The sequence below is a fragment of the Dactylosporangium sp. CA-152071 genome (assembly GCF_050936335.1).
In the GTDB taxonomy this organism is placed as follows: domain Bacteria; phylum Actinomycetota; class Actinomycetes; order Mycobacteriales; family Micromonosporaceae; genus Dactylosporangium; species Dactylosporangium maewongense.
This window is the reverse complement of the sequence record NZ_JBNJMZ010000001.1, coordinates 3076815-3094580: the sequence shown is the minus strand read 5'-3', so window position 1 is coordinate 3094580 and position 17766 is coordinate 3076815. Positions and strand designations below refer to the sequence as shown.

Genomic DNA, 17766 nt, shown 5'->3' with positions numbered 1-17766 from the left:
CACCTTTGCCCATCGCCGAGCTGGACGGCACCGCCCGCCGCGCCGCCACCGCAGCCGAGTTCGCCCGCCGCCGCGAGGCCCGCTCCCGCGCCAGGTCGGAGTTCGCCGAAGCCCGCGCCCACGGCCTGACCACCCGCCACGCCACGAACCTGACCCGCCTCCGCAACGCCCGCATCCTCGCCGCCGCCCCCACCTCCAGTGGTGGTAGCGCAGCAGGCCGGTGGCGGTGCGCGCGTACAGGGCCGCCCGAGTCGGGTTGCGCCGCCGGCTGCACCTGGGGCTGTGCCGCCAGCTGCGGCAGGGACGCCTACCCCCGTCTCTGCTCGGATCGCGGTCCCCGCAGCCGGTGTGCACGCGTGCCGGGTCGGATGCCGAGCCGGATGCACGGCACGTAGGCCGGGGCTAGGCCTCCTCTGCCTCCCAGGTCAGCGTCCGCCCCAGATCAGCGTCCGCCCCCAGGCCAGCGTCCGTCCCCAGGTCAGCCGCTGTTGGAGGGCCGGCCACTGCCCCTCGCAGGGGGTGGGTCATATCCAGCGGGAGCCTAGCCACATGCGGGAGAGCCATTCGGCGTTGGTGATCACGGTGGCGCTGTAGATGGGGTAGAAGTAGGCGAAGCAGATGGCGACCAGGGTGACGTAAGCGCCGGCGACGATCGAGCCGATCAGGCGGTGGTCGCTGGCGGGGTTGACGTGGCGGGGCGGGCCGATGATGGCACCCAGGACGTACACGACGGCGAGGATCAGAAAAGGCTCGGCGGGCAGGGCGTAGAAGTAGAACATCGTGCGGTGGGCCGGCATGGACTGGAACCAGGGGACGATGCCGGCGAGGGAGCAGGCCAGGATGAGCCAGGCGCGGCCGTCGCGGCGGGCGATCGCGAGCCAGGTGAGAGCGGCCAGCGCGGGCAGGAACGACCACCACAGGACCGGGGTGCCGAGCAGCAGCACCTGGGAGACGCAGCTGGCGGCGTCGCAGGGGCCGTCGGTGTTGACGTACATGCTGACGGGGCGGCCCAGCAGCAGCCACATCCACGGCCAGGACTGGTAGGGGTGCGCGGTGTCCAGGCGGGTGTGGAAGCCGTACGCCTCCTGGTGGTAGTGCCACAGGTTGACCAGCGGGTCGATGAGGCGGTCGCTGCCGAGGCCGTGCGCCTGCGCGTACCAGTGCCGGAAGTAGCCGTCGTCGGAGGCGAACCAGCCGGTCCAGGTGGCGAGGTAGGTGACGAGGATGAGCGCGCCGAACACGAGGAGCCACCGGCCGTCGCGCAGCAGCGCGGTGCTCACGTAGTTGGAGACGCCGGCGGTGCGGCGGGTTCCGGCGTCGAAGACGACGATCGCGGCGGCGAAGAGCAGGATGTACCACAGCGCGCTCCACTTGACGCCCGCCGCGAGCCCGAGCGAGACGGCGCAGGCCAGCCGGTACCACGGAACGCCGAGCCGCACCTGGGAGGAGCCGGACTCCAGGTGGGCCAGCCACCGGGCGCGCCGCTGCTCGCGGTCCAGGACCAGGAAGTAGAAGGCGACCACGATCCAGAACATGAGGAAGATGTCCAGCAGCGCGGCCCGCGAGAGGACGAAGTGCATGCCGTCCAGGGACATCAGCAGGCCGGCGGTGGCGGCGAGGATCGTGGAGCGGAAGAGCTTCCGGGCGGCGAGGACGATCAGCAGGATCGACACGACGCCGACCGTGACGGCGGCGATGCGCCAGCCGAAGGAGTTGTACCCGAAGATCTGCTCGCCGAGCCCGATCATCCACTTGCCGAGCGGCGGGTGGACCACGTACTGCGGGGTGTTGTCCTCGGGGTTCCACTCGACGCCGTGCTGGAGCAGGTCCCACGCCTCGTTGGCGTAGTAGACCTCGTCGAAGATCGTCTCCTTTGGATGTGCGAGGTTCACCATCCGGAGGAGCAGCCCGATCGCGGTGACCAGGATCGCCGCCAGCCAGAACCCTGGGGTGGCAGGTCCGGGCGGGGTGAGCCGGCGGCGTACGACGTCGGGCACTGTCCGCGCTTGCGAGGTCATCCGGTGATCGTAGGTGTATCGCCTCTCACGGGATGCCCCGGCGGGGGAGTCACTTCAGGTGGCCGGCGGTCAGCCCGGACTGCACCTGGCGCTGGAACACGAGGTACAGGATGAGCACGGGCAGCATCGCGATGGCCATGCCGGCGAAGAGGGCGCTGTAGTCGCCGGCGTAGCCCTGGTTGATGGCGAGCGCGGTGAGGCCCTGCGTGAGCACCCAGTGCTTCTCCGCGTCCTCGCCCTGCATGAGGACGATCGGCAGCACGTACTGGTTCCAGTGCCCGAGCAGGTTGAAGATGCCGACGCTGATCAGGCCGGGGCGGGCCATCGGCAGCATGACGCGGAAGAACAGCCCGTAGTGCGTGCAGCCGTCCATCATCGCGGCCTCGGCGACCTCGCTCGGCAGGGTCCGGAAGAACGCGGTGAGGAAGAAGACGGTGAAGGGCAGCGAGTAGGCGCTGTACACCAGGATCAGGCCGAGATGGGTGGAGAGCAGGCCGAGGTTCTTCACCACGAAGAACAGCGGGACGAGCGACAGGAAGACGGGGAACATCATGCCGCCGACGAACAGGAAGTACACCAGGCGGCTGCCCCGGAAGGTGTACCGCGCCAGTACATAGGCGGCCATCGCACCGAGGAGCATGGTGACCACCAGGGCGCCGGCGACGACGATCGCCGTGTTGAGGAAGTACCGGCCGATGCTGGCCTCGGTCCAGGCCCGGCTCCAGTTCTCGAAGCGCAGCTTGGCCGGCAGGCTCCAGGCGCTGGTGAGGATCTCGTTGTCGTCCTTGAACGCGCTGAGGATCGCCCAGATGAGCGGGAACGTGGTGAGCACGGCCCAGCCGACGAGGAAGGTGTGCGAGAAAGCGTTGACGACACGGAAGCGGCTTTTCACAGTTCGATCCGATCCCGGCGGGAGAGGCGCAGCGCGACGACCGCGATGGACAGCGTCAGGAAGAACATCGCGACCCCGATCGCGGAGGCGTAGCCGAACTTGTACTCGCCCATCGCCGTGTCGTACAGGCGCAGGCCGATGACGTCGGAGCTGTTGCCCGGGCCGCCCAGGGTGATGATCTGCACCAGGGCGAAGCCGTCGATGGCGAGGATCGCGAGGTACACCCACGCCACCTGGATCGTGTCCCACAGCAGCGGCACTGTGATCTTGCGCAGGGTCTCGCCGCGCTCGGCGCCGTCGAGCATCGCCGCCTCGTAGATCTCGCGGGGGATCGACTGCATGGCGGCGTTGAAGAGCACGACGTAGAAGCCGACGTTGCTCCACACCATGACCGCCAGCACGCACCAGAACGCGAGGTCCGGGTCGCCGAGCCAGGGTTTCGCGAGGCCGTCGAGCCCGATGGCGCGCAGGAACCCGTTGAGGATGCCGCTGCGCGGCGCGTACACCTCCTTCCACAGCACGCCGATGATCGCCACCGACAGCACCTGGGGGAAGAAGTAGACGACGCGGTAGAAGGCGGCGCCGCGCACGCCCCGCACGCCGGCCTTGCCGGACCGGCCGCCGACGCTGAGCATCGAGGCGAAGAACAACGCCAGCACGATCGTGACGACCGGCAGTGCCACGAGGATGATGGCGTTGTTCTTCAGCGCGTTCCACACGTAGTGGTCCTGCAGGAGCCGGCTGAAGTTCTCCGGCCCCACGTACTCGTACTCCGGCGACAGTCCCCGCCAGTTGGTCAGCGAGATCTGGAACGCCTGCAGGTAGGGCGAGATGACGAACACGGCGTACAGCGCCAGTGGCGGTAGCAGGAACGTGAGCACGAACAGGCGCCGACCGTGCCGCATGGGTCAGCTCCGCTTGTACTTCGTGATCGAGGTGTCCTTGGCGATCTCGTCGGCGCCCTTCTGGCACGCCTCCACGAACTGCTGGGCGTTGATCCGATTGGTGAACAGGTCGCCGCAGGCCGCGTCGACGAGGTTGCGCTCCAGCTTGCGGTAGAAGGAGTTGTACACCCAGTTGAAGCCCTTGTCGCCGGACGCCTTGAGCGCCTTCGTGACGCTGGTGAGGCCGGGCGGCAGCTCGACGCCCTCCTCGGCGCCCGCGACGCAGGTCAGGCTCGAGGTCTTGCGGGTGAAGTCCGCGGCGCCCTTCTTCGACAGCATGATGCGCATCAGCTCCATGCCGCCGTTGGCGTTCTTGGCCTTCGCGGGCACGATGTACGGCTCGCCGGCGGTCCCCCGCAGCGCCTCGAACGGCAGCTTGTCGCCGCTGCTCAGGCTCGGCGTCGGCGCGATCGCCATCTTGAACGCGGGCGGCGTGACCTTCTTCTGCTCGCTCTCCAGCCACGAGCCGCAGGAGATGAAGACGGCGTTGCCCTTCGACCACTCGGTCTGCGACTGGATGTGGTCCAGGCCCTCGGAGCCCGGCAGGATGAAGCCGTCGCGGGCGAGCTGCGAGTACGCGTCGGCGGCGGTCTTGATCGCCTCGTGCTTCCACGCGTTGGGCTCGAGGTTGTCGATGGCGAGCAGGACCTCCGGGCCGGCCAGCTTCGCCGCCGCGGACAGGATGGGCCAGCTCATGTACCGCGGGTGCTTGCCCTGGTACGTCCACGGCGCGATGCCGGCCGCCTTGATGGTCTTGCAGAGGGCGATCATCTCGTCCCACGTCTTCGGGTACTGCCAGCCCTTGTCGGCGAGGAGCTTCTCGTCGTACCAGATGCCGTAGGCGGTGTAGGCGTAGTTGAGCGCGAACACCTTGCCGTTGTAGGTGCCCGGCAGCAGCGCGCCCGGCAGCAGCGTGTCGCGGACCTTCTTGCCGGCGATGTCGAGGCTCGGCGCGTCGAGCAGCGGGGCGAGGTCGGTGAGCGCGTTCTGCGAGACGAGCCCGTTGAAGTCGATCTGGGCGGCGCCGGAGTTGTTGATCATGTCGGGCGGGCTGCCGTCGACGAACCGCGGCTGCAGCGTCTTGCCGATCTCCTGGGTGGCGGAGTGCTTGATCTCCGCCTTCGGGTATTTCTCCTTGTACATGGCCTCGTGGGCCTTGGCGTAGTCCTCGCCGAAGCCGCCGTTGAAGATGACGACCTCGAGCGGGGCGTCCTCCTTCACGCCGAGCGGGTTGACGTTGCTCTTGTCACCCTGGGCGGCCTTGGAGTCCCCGCCGCCATCGCTCGTGGCACAGGCGCTCAGCGCGGCCGGGGCGGTGGCCAGCAGACCGGCTGTGGCCGCAGTCTGCAGGACGCCCCTGCGGGTCAGCGTGTTCATCCGTCGTGCTCCTTCGTTGGGGGTCGAGGGGGCGCTCGTTGGATCGAGAATGAAGGTTTCCAACGGAAGTTTCAAGAGTAGGAAGGTTCCTGCCAGGGGTTCGGCTCAAATATTGACGAAATCGTTGCCCGGTGCCGTCAGCCGCGTGTGTACGGCGGGAGCCACCGGCGCCCCGGTGAGGGCGGCGATCGCGAGGGCGGCCGCGCCGGCTGCGCCGTCGCGGGCCTCGGCGGGCTCGACCCGGAACCGCAGCCGGACCCCTTCCCGTACCAGGTTCGCGACCGGGCCCTCGGTGAGCAGCACGGAGCCCGCGAGCACGACCGGCCGCGCCCGCTCCCCGGGTGCGCCGGCGGCCGTGTCGAGGGCGTGCAGCAGGTGCCCGGCGGCCTCGTACACGACCTCGCACGCGACCGCGTCGTCGTCCAGCGCGGCCCGCCCGACGAGGGGCGCCAGGAGACCGAGCGCGGCGGGCGGCTGCCGGTACGCCACCCTGATCAACGCCTGCGCGTGCTCCTCAGGGTCCGCGGCGGCGTCCGCCCCGAGGGCCACCGTCACGGGTCCGGTGAGCCTGGTCGCGGGGCCGCGGCCGTCCAGGGCGCGCAGCACCGCCCGCAGCGCCTGGCGGCCCTGCCACACCGCCGACCCCTCGTCGCCGAGCAGCCATCCGTAACCGTCGCAGCGCCTGTACGGCGTGCCGTCGCGGAACGCCACCGCCGCGGCGCCGGTGCCGCACAGCAGCAGCAGGCCGTCGCGGTCCGGGGTGCCGGCGGCGAACGCGACCTCGAGGTCCGTGACGCTGTGGAGCGTCCCGGCCGCGCCGGCCGCCCGCCAGGCCTCCTCGGCCGCCTCCCGGGCGTCGGCCCGCCCGGCGGCCGCGGCGCCGGCCGCGCCGACCACCCCGGACGCCACCGCGGCCGGGTCGATACCGTTGAGTGCCTGGCGGAGTGCCTGCTCCAGGGCCTGCGCCGGGCGGCCTCCGCTGGAGTTCCGGTTGGCGCCGGCCGCGCGACCACGGCCGAGGACCTCGCCGTCGAGGGTGGCGACGACGCAACGGGTGCTGGTGGCGCCCGCGTCCACGCCGACTACCAGGGGTGCTCGCACCGGAACACCGTACTGCATTGACGAAAAGCGCGTGAGAACGGAAACTTTCCCACATGAAGGTGAGCCGGCAGTCCGCCGAGGGCGGCGCCACGTCCACCGCGGTGAAGATCCGGGGGCTGCTGCCCTCGCTTTCCCCGGCGGAGCAGCGAGTCGGACGGATCGTCGCCGACGAATCCGCCACCGCCGCCCAGTTGACCATCACGGAGCTGTCGAAGCGGGCCGAGACGTCGGAGACGACCGTCATCCGGTTCTGCCGCGCGATCGGCTTCTCCGGCTATCCGGAGCTGCGGCTGCGGCTCGCGGCGGAGGCGGGGCGGGCGCAGGACGACGGAGCCCCGGGCGAGGCGCCCGGCAGCGACATCAGCCAGACCGACGACCTCGCCACCGTCGTCAAGACGATCGCGTTCGCCGACGCCCGCGCCGTCGAGGACACCGCCGCCCAGCTCGACCTGGAGATCCTGCAGCGGGTCATCGACGCGGTCGCCGCCGCCCGCCGGGTCGACATCTACGGCGTCGGCGCCAGCGCGTTCGTCGCCCGCGACTTCCAGATGAAGCTGCACCGCGTCGGGCTCGTCGCCTACACCTGGTCGGACCTGCATCTGGCGCTCACCAGCGCGGCACTGCTCGACGAGCGCGACGTGGCCATCGGGATCTCCCACACCGGCACGACCGTCGACACCATCGAGGCCTTCGGCGAGGCCGGCCGGCGCGGCGCCACGACCGTCGCGCTCACCAACTTCCCCAAGTCGCCGATCACCCGCATCGCCGACCTGACCCTCACCACCGCGGCCCGCGAGACCACGTTCCGGTCCGGGGCGATGGCGAGCCGGCTCGCGCAGCTCACCGTCGTCGACTGCGTGTTCGTCGGCGTCGCGCAGAAGACGTACGCACAGACGAAGGCGGCCGTGGAGAAAACCCGAGAAGCGGTCCGCAGCCGCCGGGTGCGACCGGAGCGGGGACCCTGGTGACCGTCTCGCCGCCGATCGCCCCGACGGAGGAACGCAACGCGCGGTCCCACCAGATCGACCAGCTGCCCACCCTGCGGATCCTCGAGCTGATCAACGCCGAGGACGCGACCGTCGCCGCCGCGGTCGCCGCCGTGCTCCCCGACCTCGCCGAGGCCGTCGACGACTGCGTCGACGCGCTGCGCTCCGGGCACCGGCTGCACTACTTCGGCGCCGGCACGTCCGGCCGGATGGCCGTCCTCGACGCGACGGAGCTGCGCCCCACGTACGGTGTGGAGCCCGGCCACGTGGTCGCCCACCTCGCCGGCGGCACCCGTGCCCTCACCGACGCGGTCGAGGCGGCCGAGGACGACGCGGAGACCGGCTTCTCGACCGCCGGCGGCGTGCTCACGGCCGGCGACGTCGCGCTCGGCGTCACCGCCAGCGGCGGCACCCCGTTCGTCGGCGGCGCGCTGCGGGCCGCCCGCGACCGCGGCGCGCGCACCGTCCTGCTCTCCGCCAACCCCAACGCCGCCCTCGCCGAGTACGCCGACATCCACCTCGCCGTCGACACCGGCCCCGAGGTCGTCACCGGCTCCACCCGCATGAAGGCCGGCACCGCGCAGAAGCTCGTCCTCAACGCGCTGTCGACCGCCGTGATGGTGCGCCTCGGCCGCACGTACAGCAACCTCATGACCGACATGGTCGCCAGCAACGCCAAGCTGCGGGTGCGGCAGGTCCGCATGCTGGTCCAGGCCACCGGTCTGCCCGCCGACGCCTGCCAGGCCGCGCTCACCGCCGCCGGCGACGAGGCCAAGGTGGCACTGGTGACCCTGCTCGCCCGCGTCGACGTCGACTCGGCCCGCCGCGCCCTGCGCGCCGCCGGCGGCATCGTCCACCGTGCCCTGGACGCGCTGTAATCCGCCTTTTTAATCGATTGGCAGCGCGTCGGCGCGCGCCTATCGTTGTCCATGTCAACAACGACAGATCCCGGGAGTCACGATGATGAGCCACTGGACCGCACCGCAAGCGCCGGCGCGCGCTGCCGCGCTGCCCATGGCCCCCGTCGCGCACTGGGCCGACATGCCGCACACCGCGGGATGGTGCCGAGGCTAGATTCTTCAGCCTCCCCACCGCCCGCCCCCTCCAGGGACCGGGCGGTTTTCTTTTTCTCATAGGGGCGTAGCTCAACTGGTTGAGCACCGGTCTCCAAAACCGACGGCTGCAGGTTCGAATCCTGTCGCCCCTGCGTTGTGCTTTGACAACTCCACAGTGGATGGCATTCGCTTCGGGAGCGACCGGCTTGGTGACCGGACCTGGTTTGGGACCAGGAAGCGCGGGGTTCGATTCCCCGGCTCCCGACTCTGCGTTTTTGGGAGCTCGGCTAACGGCAGGCCACGAGGTTTTGGTCCTCGCTGTGGGGGTTCGAATCCTCCGCTCCCAGCGTTCGTACGACATGCCCGGACAGCCCAACGGAAGAGGCGTCGCGCCGGGTACGCAAGCCCTGTCGGTCCAGTCAGGAGTGGACGCCGCCCTGTCAATGCGGAAATCGCCGGTTCGAATCCGGTACGGGGCGCAATTCTATGGGCTGAGCACTGGTGTGCAGCGTCGATTTGCAATCCTCGCCTGCTCGGTTCGATCCCGAGTCGGTCCACGCGTTTCAGGCCCGTGTAGCTCAACGGAAGAGCATCTGCCCTACAAGCAGACTGTTGGGGGTTCGAATCCCTCCGCGGGTACGCAAGCGGTTCCACATTTCCATGGCGTTCGTGGTGTACCGGCTGTGCACTCCAGGTCGTGGCCCTGGTGGTTCGGGTTCGACTCCCGACGATCGCCCTTCGAATGCCGTCCACTGTGGACCCACCGTGGGTACGGACGCTGGCTGTCCGGCCGCCCCTCATAAGGGCGGTGTGCCCGGATCGACACCGGGACCCACGACCCTGCCCGCCGGCATCCTTGCCGTGAACCGAGGTCTGCCCTTCATCGCGGCAGGTGCGGACGGCCCGATGATCGATGAAGACGAGGCAGGCGTGGCTGTGCGCGGGCCGGCCGGGCGCACCGTCAACGGCCTCCCGGCGCCGGCAACGTCCGCACCATCACTCCGGTCGCGGCCTGCCACTCCACAGCGACGGACGCCCAGCTTCAATCCGGGCAACGCCGATCTTTCAAAGGAGGCGGGACGCCGTCAGGCGGCGGTGCCTGTGGTGTCGGGGGCGCTCAGGATCTCCAGGAGGCCCAGCAGGCTGAGCACGCGGCGGACGCCGGGGCTGGGGTGGACGATGTACAGGTCGCTGTGGTTGCCGCGGGCGTGGGCGCGGGCGGCGACCAGCTTGCCGATGCCGGTCGAGTCGATGAAGGACACGAGGCTCAGGTCGACCTCGACGGCGGTGGCGTGGACGTCGTCGATGGCGCGGTGGAGGATGGTGCGCAGCTGGGCGACGTTCTCCATGGTGACCTCGCCCGCAACCCTGACGCGGAGCGCCTGGTTGGGCATCGGGTCGACCGTGATGTGCAACTCCGGGAATACCGCGAAACGATCGACCTCGTTCATCTGGCTCACCTTCTCACAATCAGAGCCGCTCTCACGATACGGGATGCGCGCCGCTCCCGCATCCATCGAAAGATCGAATCCGGCGAGAAAGCCTCGGTCAGGCGACGCCGGTGGGGCGGAACTGGACGCTGACGCGGGGGCCGACGGGGCGGGCGGTCTTGGGGATCGCGTGCTCCCAGGTGCGCTGGCAGGAGCCGCCCATGACGATCAGGTCGCCGTGGCCGAGCGGGAAGCGGATGCTGTCGCCGCCGCCGCGGGGGCGCAGCAGGAGAGTGCGGGGCGAGCCGAAGGAGACGATCGCGACCATCGTGTCGAAGCGGGCGCCGCGGCCGATGGTGTCGCCGTGCCAGGCGACGCTGTCGCGGCCGTCGCGGTAGAGGCACATGCCGGCGGTGACGAAGGGCTCGCCGAGCTCCTCGACATAGTGCCGGGTCAGGTCGCGGCGGGCCTCGGTGAGCAGTGGGTGCGGCAGCTCGTCGCGCTCGCCATACCACCGCAGGAGGCGCGGGACGTCGACGACGCCGTCATACATCTTGCGCCGCTCGGCGCGCCAGTCCACCTCGTGCAGCAGCGTCGACAGGACCGCGTCGGAGCCGAGGACCCAGCCCGGAAGGTGGTCGACCCAGGCGCCGCGGCTGAGCTCGTGGCGCACCATGCCGCCGGTGAGTGGCCCCACCGCGGGCATGACCGTGTCCAGCATCGAAGGCTGGTACGCGACGTCCATCATGCGATCAATGCTACACCCGCATTCGTACAGACGTACGAGCAACACGCGAACCCCGCGAACCCGTATCGTATGGGTCACCATGAGTAGCCGGAAGATCGATCGCAGCTACGAACCCGACGCCGGCGCCGTCCGGGTGACGGGGTATGCGCGGGCCCGGGCGGTGCTGCGCAGCACGGACACGGTCCAGGCGGGCCTCGGCGTGGAGACGGTCGAGAAGCTGCCGCCGAGCATCCGCCGCCCGGTGCTGTACCGCGACGGCGAGGAGCACCGGGAGCACCGCAGGCAGACCGCGCGGTACTTCACCCCGCGGCGGGTCGACGAGCACTACCGCGACCTCATGGAGCGGGCGGCGGACCAGCAGATCGAGACGCTCCGGCAGCAGGGGACGGCCGACCTCGCCAAGCTGAGCTTCCGCATGGCGATCGAGGTCGTGTGCGCGGTGATCGGCCTGACGGAGAGCCGTCCCGGCCTGGACCGGCGGCTCGACCGGTTCTTCCCGGAGAAGTTCGGCAAGCCCGGGTTCACCAGCCTCAACGGCATCTACTGGGTGTTCAAGCAGAACATCCAGTTCCTCGGCATCTACCTCGCCGACGTGCGGCCGGCGGTCAAGGTCAGGCGCCGGCAGCGCAGGGACGACCTGATCTCGCACCTGATCGACGAGGGCTGCCGCGACGGCGAGATCCTCGGCGAGTGCCTGACCTTCGCCGCGGCCGGCATGGTCACCACCCGCGAGTTCGTCAACGTCGTCGCCTGGCATCTGTTCACCGACGACGCCCTTCGCGACCGGTACACCGGCGGCGACGACACCACGAGGGTGGCGCTGCTGCACGAGCTGCTGCGGCTGGAGCCCGTCGTGGGCAACCTCAAGCGGCGCACGACCAGCCCCGTGGGGGACATCCCGCACGGCAGGCTGGTCGACATCGACGTCAGCACCGCGAACCTGGAACGCGTGGACGAAGGTCCGGGGCTGTCCTTCGGCGACGGCCCGCACAAGTGCCCGGGCGCCTACGTGGCCGTCCAGGAGGCCGACATCTTCCTCAGCAAGCTCTTCGCGCAGCCGCGGCTCACCATGCTCAAACCGCCGCGGGTCACGAAGAAGCCGGACATCTCGAGCTACGAGCTCAGGGACTTCATGATCACCGTGCGACCGCAAGGGTAGGCGCGGGCGCCAGCGACACGGCCGTCGGATCCTCGATCATCCGCTCGACGATCACCCCGGCCCCGCCGCGGGCGGCCGCCGTGAAGCCCAGGTGCGACGCGACGAAGTGGCAGCGCGCCGCCGTGCTGGCGACCGCCATCTGGGCCAGGTTCGCCTGCGCGGACGGGATCAGGTGGTCGGCGAGCTCCGCGAAGTAGCCGCCGAGCACGATCACCCGCGGGTTGAAGAGGTTGACCAGGATCGCGCCGCCGTGCCCGAGCCAGTGCCCGACCTCCGCGACCGCCGCCGCCACCGCCTTGTCCCCGCGCGCGAGCCGCCGCAGCACCTCGGCGACCCGCTCCTCGGGGTCCGGGATGGGCCCCTGCTCCAGGCCGTAGGCGACGTCCGGGGTGGCGCGGCGGACCAGCTCGGCGAGGCCGACCTTGGTCTCCCAGCAGCCGGTGCGACCGCAGCCGCACTTCGACCCGCCCGGCTCGACCGGCAGGTGGCCGACCTCGCCGGAGAAGCCGTCGGCGCCGCGCAGCAGCCGGCCGTTGACGATGACGCCGCCGCCGACGCCCACCTCTCCGGTGAGGTAGACGAGGTCGTCGGTGCCGGCGGCGACCCCCCACGTGTATTCGGCCTGCGCGGCCAGGTTGGCGTCGTTGTCGACCATGATCCAGAGGTCCGGGTCGAGGCCGTGCGCGAGGCGGGTGGCGACCGGGACGTCGCGCCAGCCGAGGTTGGGGGCGAGCACGACCACGCCGCGGCCCACGTCGACGAGGCCGGGCACGGCGACGGTGAGCCCGACCGGGGTCACGCCGCGGCGGACCAGCTCCGCCAGGGTCCGCTGGGCGGCCTGGGTCAGGTCGTCGAGGCAGCGCTCCACGTCGCGGCCCTTGGCGTCGAAGCTGACCCGCTTCTCGATGACGGTGCGCCCGGTGAGGTCGCTGCCGTGCACCGCGAGGTAGTCGACGTTGATCTCGATGCCGACGGCGCCGACGTCGGGGGAGAGGGCGATGCCGCGGCCGGGGCGCCCGGCGCTGCCGGAGTGCTCGGTGCCGATCTCGCGCACGAGCCGCCGGCTCAGCAGCTCGTCGACGAGGCTCGACACGGTCGCCTTGTGCAAGCCGGTTGCGGCGGCGATCGCGGCCCGGGACCGCGGTCCGTTGATGCGGATGTGCCGCAGGGTCCGGCTCAGATTGGCGCGGCGCAGGGCGAGTTGGTCCGTGGGCTCGTCGACGGAACCGGCGCCGGCCCGCTCCTTGCTAGCCATCGAACGACCCCCATCCAAACACCATCGACGCAGCTCATTCGTCGGTCAGTCCGACGAATCAACCACGAAACATCCCGGCAACACCAGACCTGCGGGCAACGAATCCAGAACGTTTCGAAACTCCGTTCAGGCCGTGTGTCGAGGTGCCCACGATCCAACGTGGGAACCCCACGGGATGCCACAGAACCGCGCGCTTGCCGATTCCAGTGACACCCGTTGACTTATCGGTAGCATGTCTGCAACATTTGGGCCAACCCGATGCAAGATTCCAACAAGACGCCGTCAGAGTCGCGCCGTGACCCGTCCGCCAACAGGTCCACCGCGCATCCCCCGTCTCCGGAGGCACCGCTGTGCCCGTTCGCGCCCCACCACACACCCGGTCCGAAGACCGGGTCAGCCGCCGTTGACTGAAGACCGCACCGCCACTGCACGAGGGATCCACAACGTCCCTCGCGGAGCCGCCAACTCCCCGCACCGCACCACACCCCTGAACGAAGGATCGCGATGAGTAAGAGGCACGTGACGCGAAGGGTGCTCTCGGCGTTCGCCGTGGCAGCCCTGGTCGCGGTTACGGCTCACATGCTGCCGGCGCAGGCCGCCGGTGGAACCAACCTCGCCAGCGGCCGACCCGCCACGTCGAGCAGCACGAACGGCGCCAACGGCATCGGCAACATCAACGACGGCAACCAGGCCTCCTACTGGGAGAGCGCCAACAACGCCTTCCCGCAGTGGGCGCAGATCGACCTGGGCAGCGCGAAGAACATCGACCAGATCAAGCTGAAGCTGCCCAACGACACCGCCTGGGCGACGCGGACGCAGACGCTGTCGGTGACCGGCAGCCAGGACGGCACCTCGTTCAGCACGATCGTCGGCTCCGTCGGGTACAGCTTCAACCCCGCGCAGCAGAACACCGTCACCATCGACTTCACGGCGTCGAACGCGCGCTACGTGCGGCTGAACCTCACCGCCAACACCGGCTGGCCGGCCGCGCAGATCTCCGAGTTCGAGATCTACGGCGTCGCGTCGTCGAGCACCAACCTCGCCGCCGGCAAGACGTTCTCCTCCAGCAGCACCAACGGCCAGTACACGGCCGCCAACGCCGGCGACGGCAACCAGGCGTCCTACTGGGAGAGCACCGGCGCGCTGCCGCAGTGGGTGCAGGTCGACCTCGGCTCGGCCGTGCCGGTCAGCTCCGTCGTGCTCAAGCTGCCCACCAACTGGGGCACCCGCACCCAGACGCTGACCCTGCAGGGCAGCACCACCGGCAGCACGTTCACCAACATCCTCGGCTCCGCGGCGTACGAGTTCAACCAGGGCACCGGCAACACGGTGACCATCCCGTTCACCCAGCTGACCACCCGCTACATCCGGGTGAGCATCTCGGCGAACACGGGCTGGACCGCCGCGCAGCTGTCCGAGCTCGAGGTGTACGGGCCGTCCACCGGTGACACGCAGGCGCCGACCGCGCCGTCGAACCTCGCGTACACCCAGCCGGCCAGCGGCCAGATCAAGCTGACCTGGTCCGCCTCCACCGACAACAGCGGCTCGATCGCGGGCTACGACGTCTACGCCAACGGCGCGCTGCGCACCAGCGTCGCGGGCACCGTCCTGACCTACACCGACACGCAGCCCGACACCGCCACCGTGCAGTACTTCGTGAAGGCGCGGGACGCGGCCGGCAACCAGTCGGCGCAGAGCAACACGGTCACCCGTACCGGCACCGTGGTCGACACGCAGGCGCCGACCGCGCCGACCAACCTCGCGTACACCCAGCCGGCCAGCGGCCAGATCAAGCTGACCTGGGGCGCGTCGACGGACAACAGCGGCTCGATCGCCCGCTACGACATCTACGCCAACGGCTCCTACCGGGCGAACGTGGCCGGCACGGTCCTCACGTACACCGACAACCAGCCCGACACGGCGACGGTGTCCTACCAGGTGAAGGCGGTCGACGGCGCCGGCAACAACTCCGCCGCCAGCAACACCGTCACCCGCACCGGCACCGGCAACCCGCCGACCGGCACCAACCTGTCGGTGAACAAGCCGGTCACGGCCAACGGTTCGGTCTTCACGTTCGTCCCGGCCAACGCCGTCGACAACAGCGTGACCACCTACTGGGAGGGTGCGGGCGGCTTCCCGGCCACCCTGACGTCCAACCTGGGTGCGAACGCCGACATCAGCAAGATCACGCTGAAGCTCGACCCCAGCACCGCGTGGGGCGCCCGGACCCAGAACATCGAGGTCCTCGGCCGTGAGCAGAGCGCGTCCGGGCTCACCAGCCTGGTGCCGGCCCGCGACTACCGCTTCGACCCGGCGTCGGGCAACAGCGTCGACATCACGCTGACCGCCCGTGTCGCGGACGTTCAGCTGAAGATCAACTCCAACACCGGCGCCCCGAGCGGGCAGATCGCCGAGTTCCAGGTCTTCGGCGTCGCGGCGCCGAACCCGGACCTGGTCGTCACCGCCATCTCCAGCTCGCCGGCGAACCCGATCGAGACCGACGCGGTCAGCCTCACGGCCACGGTGAAGAACCAGGGCACGGCCGGCTCCGCGGCGACGAACGTCAAGTTCTACTTCGGCACCACGCTCGTCGGCACGGCCAACGTCGGCGCCCTCGCCGCCGGTGCCAGCACCAACGTGACGGCCAGCATCGGCGCCCGCGACGCGGGCTCCTACACGCCGATCGCGAAGGTCGACGAGAGCAACACGGTCGTCGAGCAGGACGACACGAACAACACGTTCACCGGGTCGGCGTTCACCGTCGCGCCCGTGCAGACGTCCGACCTGCTCGCGTCGCCGTCGGGCTGGTCGCCGAGCAACCCGTCGGCCGGCAACACCGTCACGTTCACCGTCGCCATCAAGAACCAGGGCACCCAGGCCTCCGCCGGCGGCGCCCACGGCATTACGGTGACCATCAAGGACGCCACCAGCGGCGCGACCGTCAAGACGCTGACCGGCTCCTACACCGGCGTCATCAACGCCGGCGCCACCACCGCCCCGGTCAACCTGGGCACGTGGACCGCGGCGAACGGCAAGTACACGGTGACCACGGTGATCGCCGCGGACACCAACGAGCTGTCGGTCAAGCAGGCCAACAACACCTCCACCACCTCGTTCTTCGTCGGCCGCGGCGCGAACATGCCGTACGACATGTACGAGGCCGAGGACGGCACCGTCGGCGGCGGCGCGACCGTCGTCGGCCCGAACCGCACCGTCGGCGACATCGCCGGCGAGGCCTCGGGCCGCCGGGCGGTCAACCTGAACAGCACCGGCAACTACGTCCAGTGGACCACCAAGGCGCAGACCAACACCCTGGTCGTGCGGTTCTCGATCCCGGACAACACCAACACCACGCTCAACATCTACGTCAACGGCACGTACCTGAAGAACATCGCCCTGACGTCGAAGTACGCCTGGCTGTACGGCAACGAGACGGCGCCGCAGAACTCCGGCACCGGCCCGCGCCACATCTACGACGAGGCGAACGTCCTGCTCGGCACCACGGTCGCGGCCGGTGCCACGATCAAGCTGCAGAAGGACGCCGCCAACTCGGGCCCGATCGCGGTCGACTTCATCAACCTCGAGCAGGCCACGGTCATCCCGAACCCGGACCCGACGAAGTACATCGTCCCGGCCGGCTTCACCCACCAGGACGTGGACAACGCCCTGAGCCAGGCCCGGCAGAGCACCACCGCGCTCGGTGTCTACCTGCCGCCCGGTGACTACCAGACGGCCAGCAAGTTCCAGGTCTACGGCAAGGCGATCAAGGTCATCGGCGCCGGCCCGTGGTTCACCCGGTTCTACGCACCGTCCACCCAGGACAACACCGACGTGGGCTTCCGGGCCGACTCGACCGCCAACGGTTCGACGTTCTCCGGCTTCGCGTACTTCGGTAACTACATCATCCGCAACGACGGTCCCGGCAAGGTCTTCGACTGGTCCAACGTGGCCAACATGACGATCGACAACATCTGGACCGAGCACATGGTCTGCATGTACTGGGGTGCCAACACGGACTTCGTGACGATCAAGAACTCGCGGATCCGGGACACCTTCGCCGACGGCATCAACATGACCAACGGCAGCACGAACAACCTGGTGACCAACAACGACGCCCGCTCGACCGGTGACGACGCCTTCGCGCTGTTCTCCGCGATCGACGCGGGTGGCTCGGACGAGAAGGACAACGTCTACGAGAACCTGTCCACGACCCTGACCTGGCGTGCCGCCGGGCTCGCGGTCTACGGCGGGTACGCGAACACGTTCCGGAACATCTACATCGCGGACACCCTGGTCTACAGCGGCATCACCATCAGCTCGCTCGACTTCGGCTACCCGATGAACGGCTTCGGTGCGAGCCCGCCCACCCAATTCTCGAACATCTCCATCGTCCGCGCCGGCGGCCACTTCTGGGGCAGCCAGGTCTTCGGAGCCATCTGGGTGTTCTCCGCATCCAAGGTGTTCCAGGGCATCCGGGTCAACGACGTGGACATCATCGACCCGACCTACTCCGGCATCATGTTCCAGACGAACTACGTCGGCAGCTCCCCGCAGAACCCGATCACGGACACCATCTTCACGAACGTGTCGATCTCCGGCGCCCAGCGCTCCGGTGACGCGTTCGACGCGAAGTCCGGCTACGCGATCTGGGCGAACGAGCTGCCGGAGGCCGGCCAGGGTCCCGCCCGGGGCGCGGTCACGTTCAACAACCTGACGCTGACGAACAACTACATCAACGTCAGGAACCTGAACCCGACCCTGCTCGTCATCACCATCAACCCGTAACTGGTTCCACCAAGGG

Annotated in this window: 12 protein-coding genes and 5 tRNA genes; 9 read left to right on the top strand and 8 right to left on the bottom strand. The window is 69.6% G+C overall.

Going from position 1 to position 17766, the window contains the following annotated elements:
• Positions 1-524 precede the first annotated feature (524 nt).
• The 5 genes from ACQEVZ_RS13695 to ACQEVZ_RS13675 form a co-directional block, all read right to left on the bottom strand.
• Positions 525-2018, bottom strand: coding sequence for a dolichyl-phosphate-mannose--protein mannosyltransferase (locus ACQEVZ_RS13695; protein ID WP_433366107.1), 1494 nt, complete (start codon positions 2016-2018; stop codon positions 525-527).
• A 49-nt stretch (positions 2019-2067) separates the two neighbouring features.
• Complete coding sequence (locus ACQEVZ_RS13690; RefSeq protein WP_344502461.1) at positions 2068-2910, bottom strand: carbohydrate ABC transporter permease; 843 nt, start codon at positions 2908-2910, stop codon at positions 2068-2070.
• Positions 2907-3815 carry a carbohydrate ABC transporter permease gene (locus ACQEVZ_RS13685; protein ID WP_433366103.1) on the bottom strand — a complete coding sequence of 303 codons (909 nt, stop codon included), beginning with the start codon at positions 3813-3815 and terminating at the stop codon, positions 2907-2909. The genes ACQEVZ_RS13690 and ACQEVZ_RS13685 overlap by 4 nt, the downstream gene beginning before the upstream one ends.
• A 3-nt stretch (positions 3816-3818) precedes the next feature.
• Positions 3819-5231, bottom strand: a complete 1413-nt coding sequence (gene ngcE / locus ACQEVZ_RS13680) for an N-acetylglucosamine/diacetylchitobiose ABC transporter substrate-binding protein (RefSeq protein ID WP_344502459.1) — start codon at positions 5229-5231, stop codon at positions 3819-3821.
• A 105-nt stretch (positions 5232-5336) separates the two neighbouring features.
• On the bottom strand, positions 5337-6332 hold the full coding sequence (locus tag ACQEVZ_RS13675) for an N-acetylglucosamine kinase (protein WP_433366099.1): 996 nt from the start codon (positions 6330-6332) through the stop codon (positions 5337-5339).
• A gap of 53 nt (positions 6333-6385) precedes the next feature.
• On the opposite strand from ACQEVZ_RS13675, the gene ACQEVZ_RS13670 reads away from it, so the two are divergent.
• The 7 genes from ACQEVZ_RS13670 (at position 6386) to ACQEVZ_RS13640 (ending at position 9012) form a co-directional block, all read left to right on the top strand.
• The gene (locus tag ACQEVZ_RS13670) at positions 6386-7300 is read left to right on the top strand and encodes a MurR/RpiR family transcriptional regulator (protein WP_344502457.1); all 915 of its coding nucleotides are present in this window, start codon (positions 6386-6388) and stop codon (positions 7298-7300) included.
• Entirely contained in the window at positions 7297-8196 is a 900-nt protein-coding gene (murQ, locus tag ACQEVZ_RS13665; RefSeq protein ID WP_433366096.1) for an N-acetylmuramic acid 6-phosphate etherase, read from the top strand. Before ACQEVZ_RS13670 ends, murQ begins: the two co-directional genes overlap by 4 nt.
• A 256-nt stretch (positions 8197-8452) precedes the next feature.
• A tRNA-Trp gene (locus tag ACQEVZ_RS13660) sits at positions 8453-8525 on the top strand.
• Between the two features lie 40 nt (positions 8526-8565).
• A tRNA-Pro gene (locus ACQEVZ_RS13655) sits at positions 8566-8638 on the top strand.
• Positions 8639-8649: 11 nt separating this feature from the next.
• Positions 8650-8720, top strand: a tRNA-Gln gene (locus tag ACQEVZ_RS13650).
• A gap of 57 nt (positions 8721-8777) precedes the next feature.
• Positions 8778-8852 (top strand) — tRNA-Asp (locus ACQEVZ_RS13645).
• A gap of 88 nt (positions 8853-8940) precedes the next feature.
• Positions 8941-9012, top strand: a tRNA-Val gene (locus tag ACQEVZ_RS13640).
• Between the two features lie 446 nt (positions 9013-9458).
• Here ACQEVZ_RS13640 and ACQEVZ_RS13635 read toward each other — a convergent pair.
• Both ACQEVZ_RS13635 and ACQEVZ_RS13630 read right to left on the bottom strand, forming a co-directional pair.
• On the bottom strand, positions 9459-9824 hold the full coding sequence (locus ACQEVZ_RS13635; protein WP_344502455.1) for an STAS domain-containing protein: 366 nt from the start codon (positions 9822-9824) through the stop codon (positions 9459-9461).
• Between the two features lie 97 nt (positions 9825-9921).
• Positions 9922-10548: an alpha-ketoglutarate-dependent dioxygenase AlkB gene (locus ACQEVZ_RS13630; protein WP_344502800.1), complete on the bottom strand. Its 627-nt coding sequence runs from the start codon at positions 10546-10548 to the stop codon at positions 9922-9924.
• An 82-nt stretch (positions 10549-10630) separates the two neighbouring features.
• Between ACQEVZ_RS13630 and ACQEVZ_RS13625 the strand changes: the two genes are divergently transcribed.
• Complete coding sequence (locus ACQEVZ_RS13625) at positions 10631-11710, top strand: cytochrome P450 (protein WP_433366092.1); 1080 nt, start codon at positions 10631-10633, stop codon at positions 11708-11710.
• Here ACQEVZ_RS13625 and ACQEVZ_RS13620 read toward each other — a convergent pair.
• Positions 11688-12965, bottom strand: a complete 1278-nt coding sequence (locus ACQEVZ_RS13620) for an ROK family protein (RefSeq protein WP_433366089.1) — start codon at positions 12963-12965, stop codon at positions 11688-11690. The genes ACQEVZ_RS13625 and ACQEVZ_RS13620 overlap by 23 nt on opposite strands.
• 504 nt (positions 12966-13469) lie before the next feature.
• On the opposite strand from ACQEVZ_RS13620, the gene ACQEVZ_RS13615 reads away from it, so the two are divergent.
• Positions 13470-17750, top strand: a complete 4281-nt coding sequence (locus tag ACQEVZ_RS13615; RefSeq protein ID WP_433366086.1) for a discoidin domain-containing protein — start codon at positions 13470-13472, stop codon at positions 17748-17750.
• Positions 17751-17766: the final 16 nt, after the last annotated feature.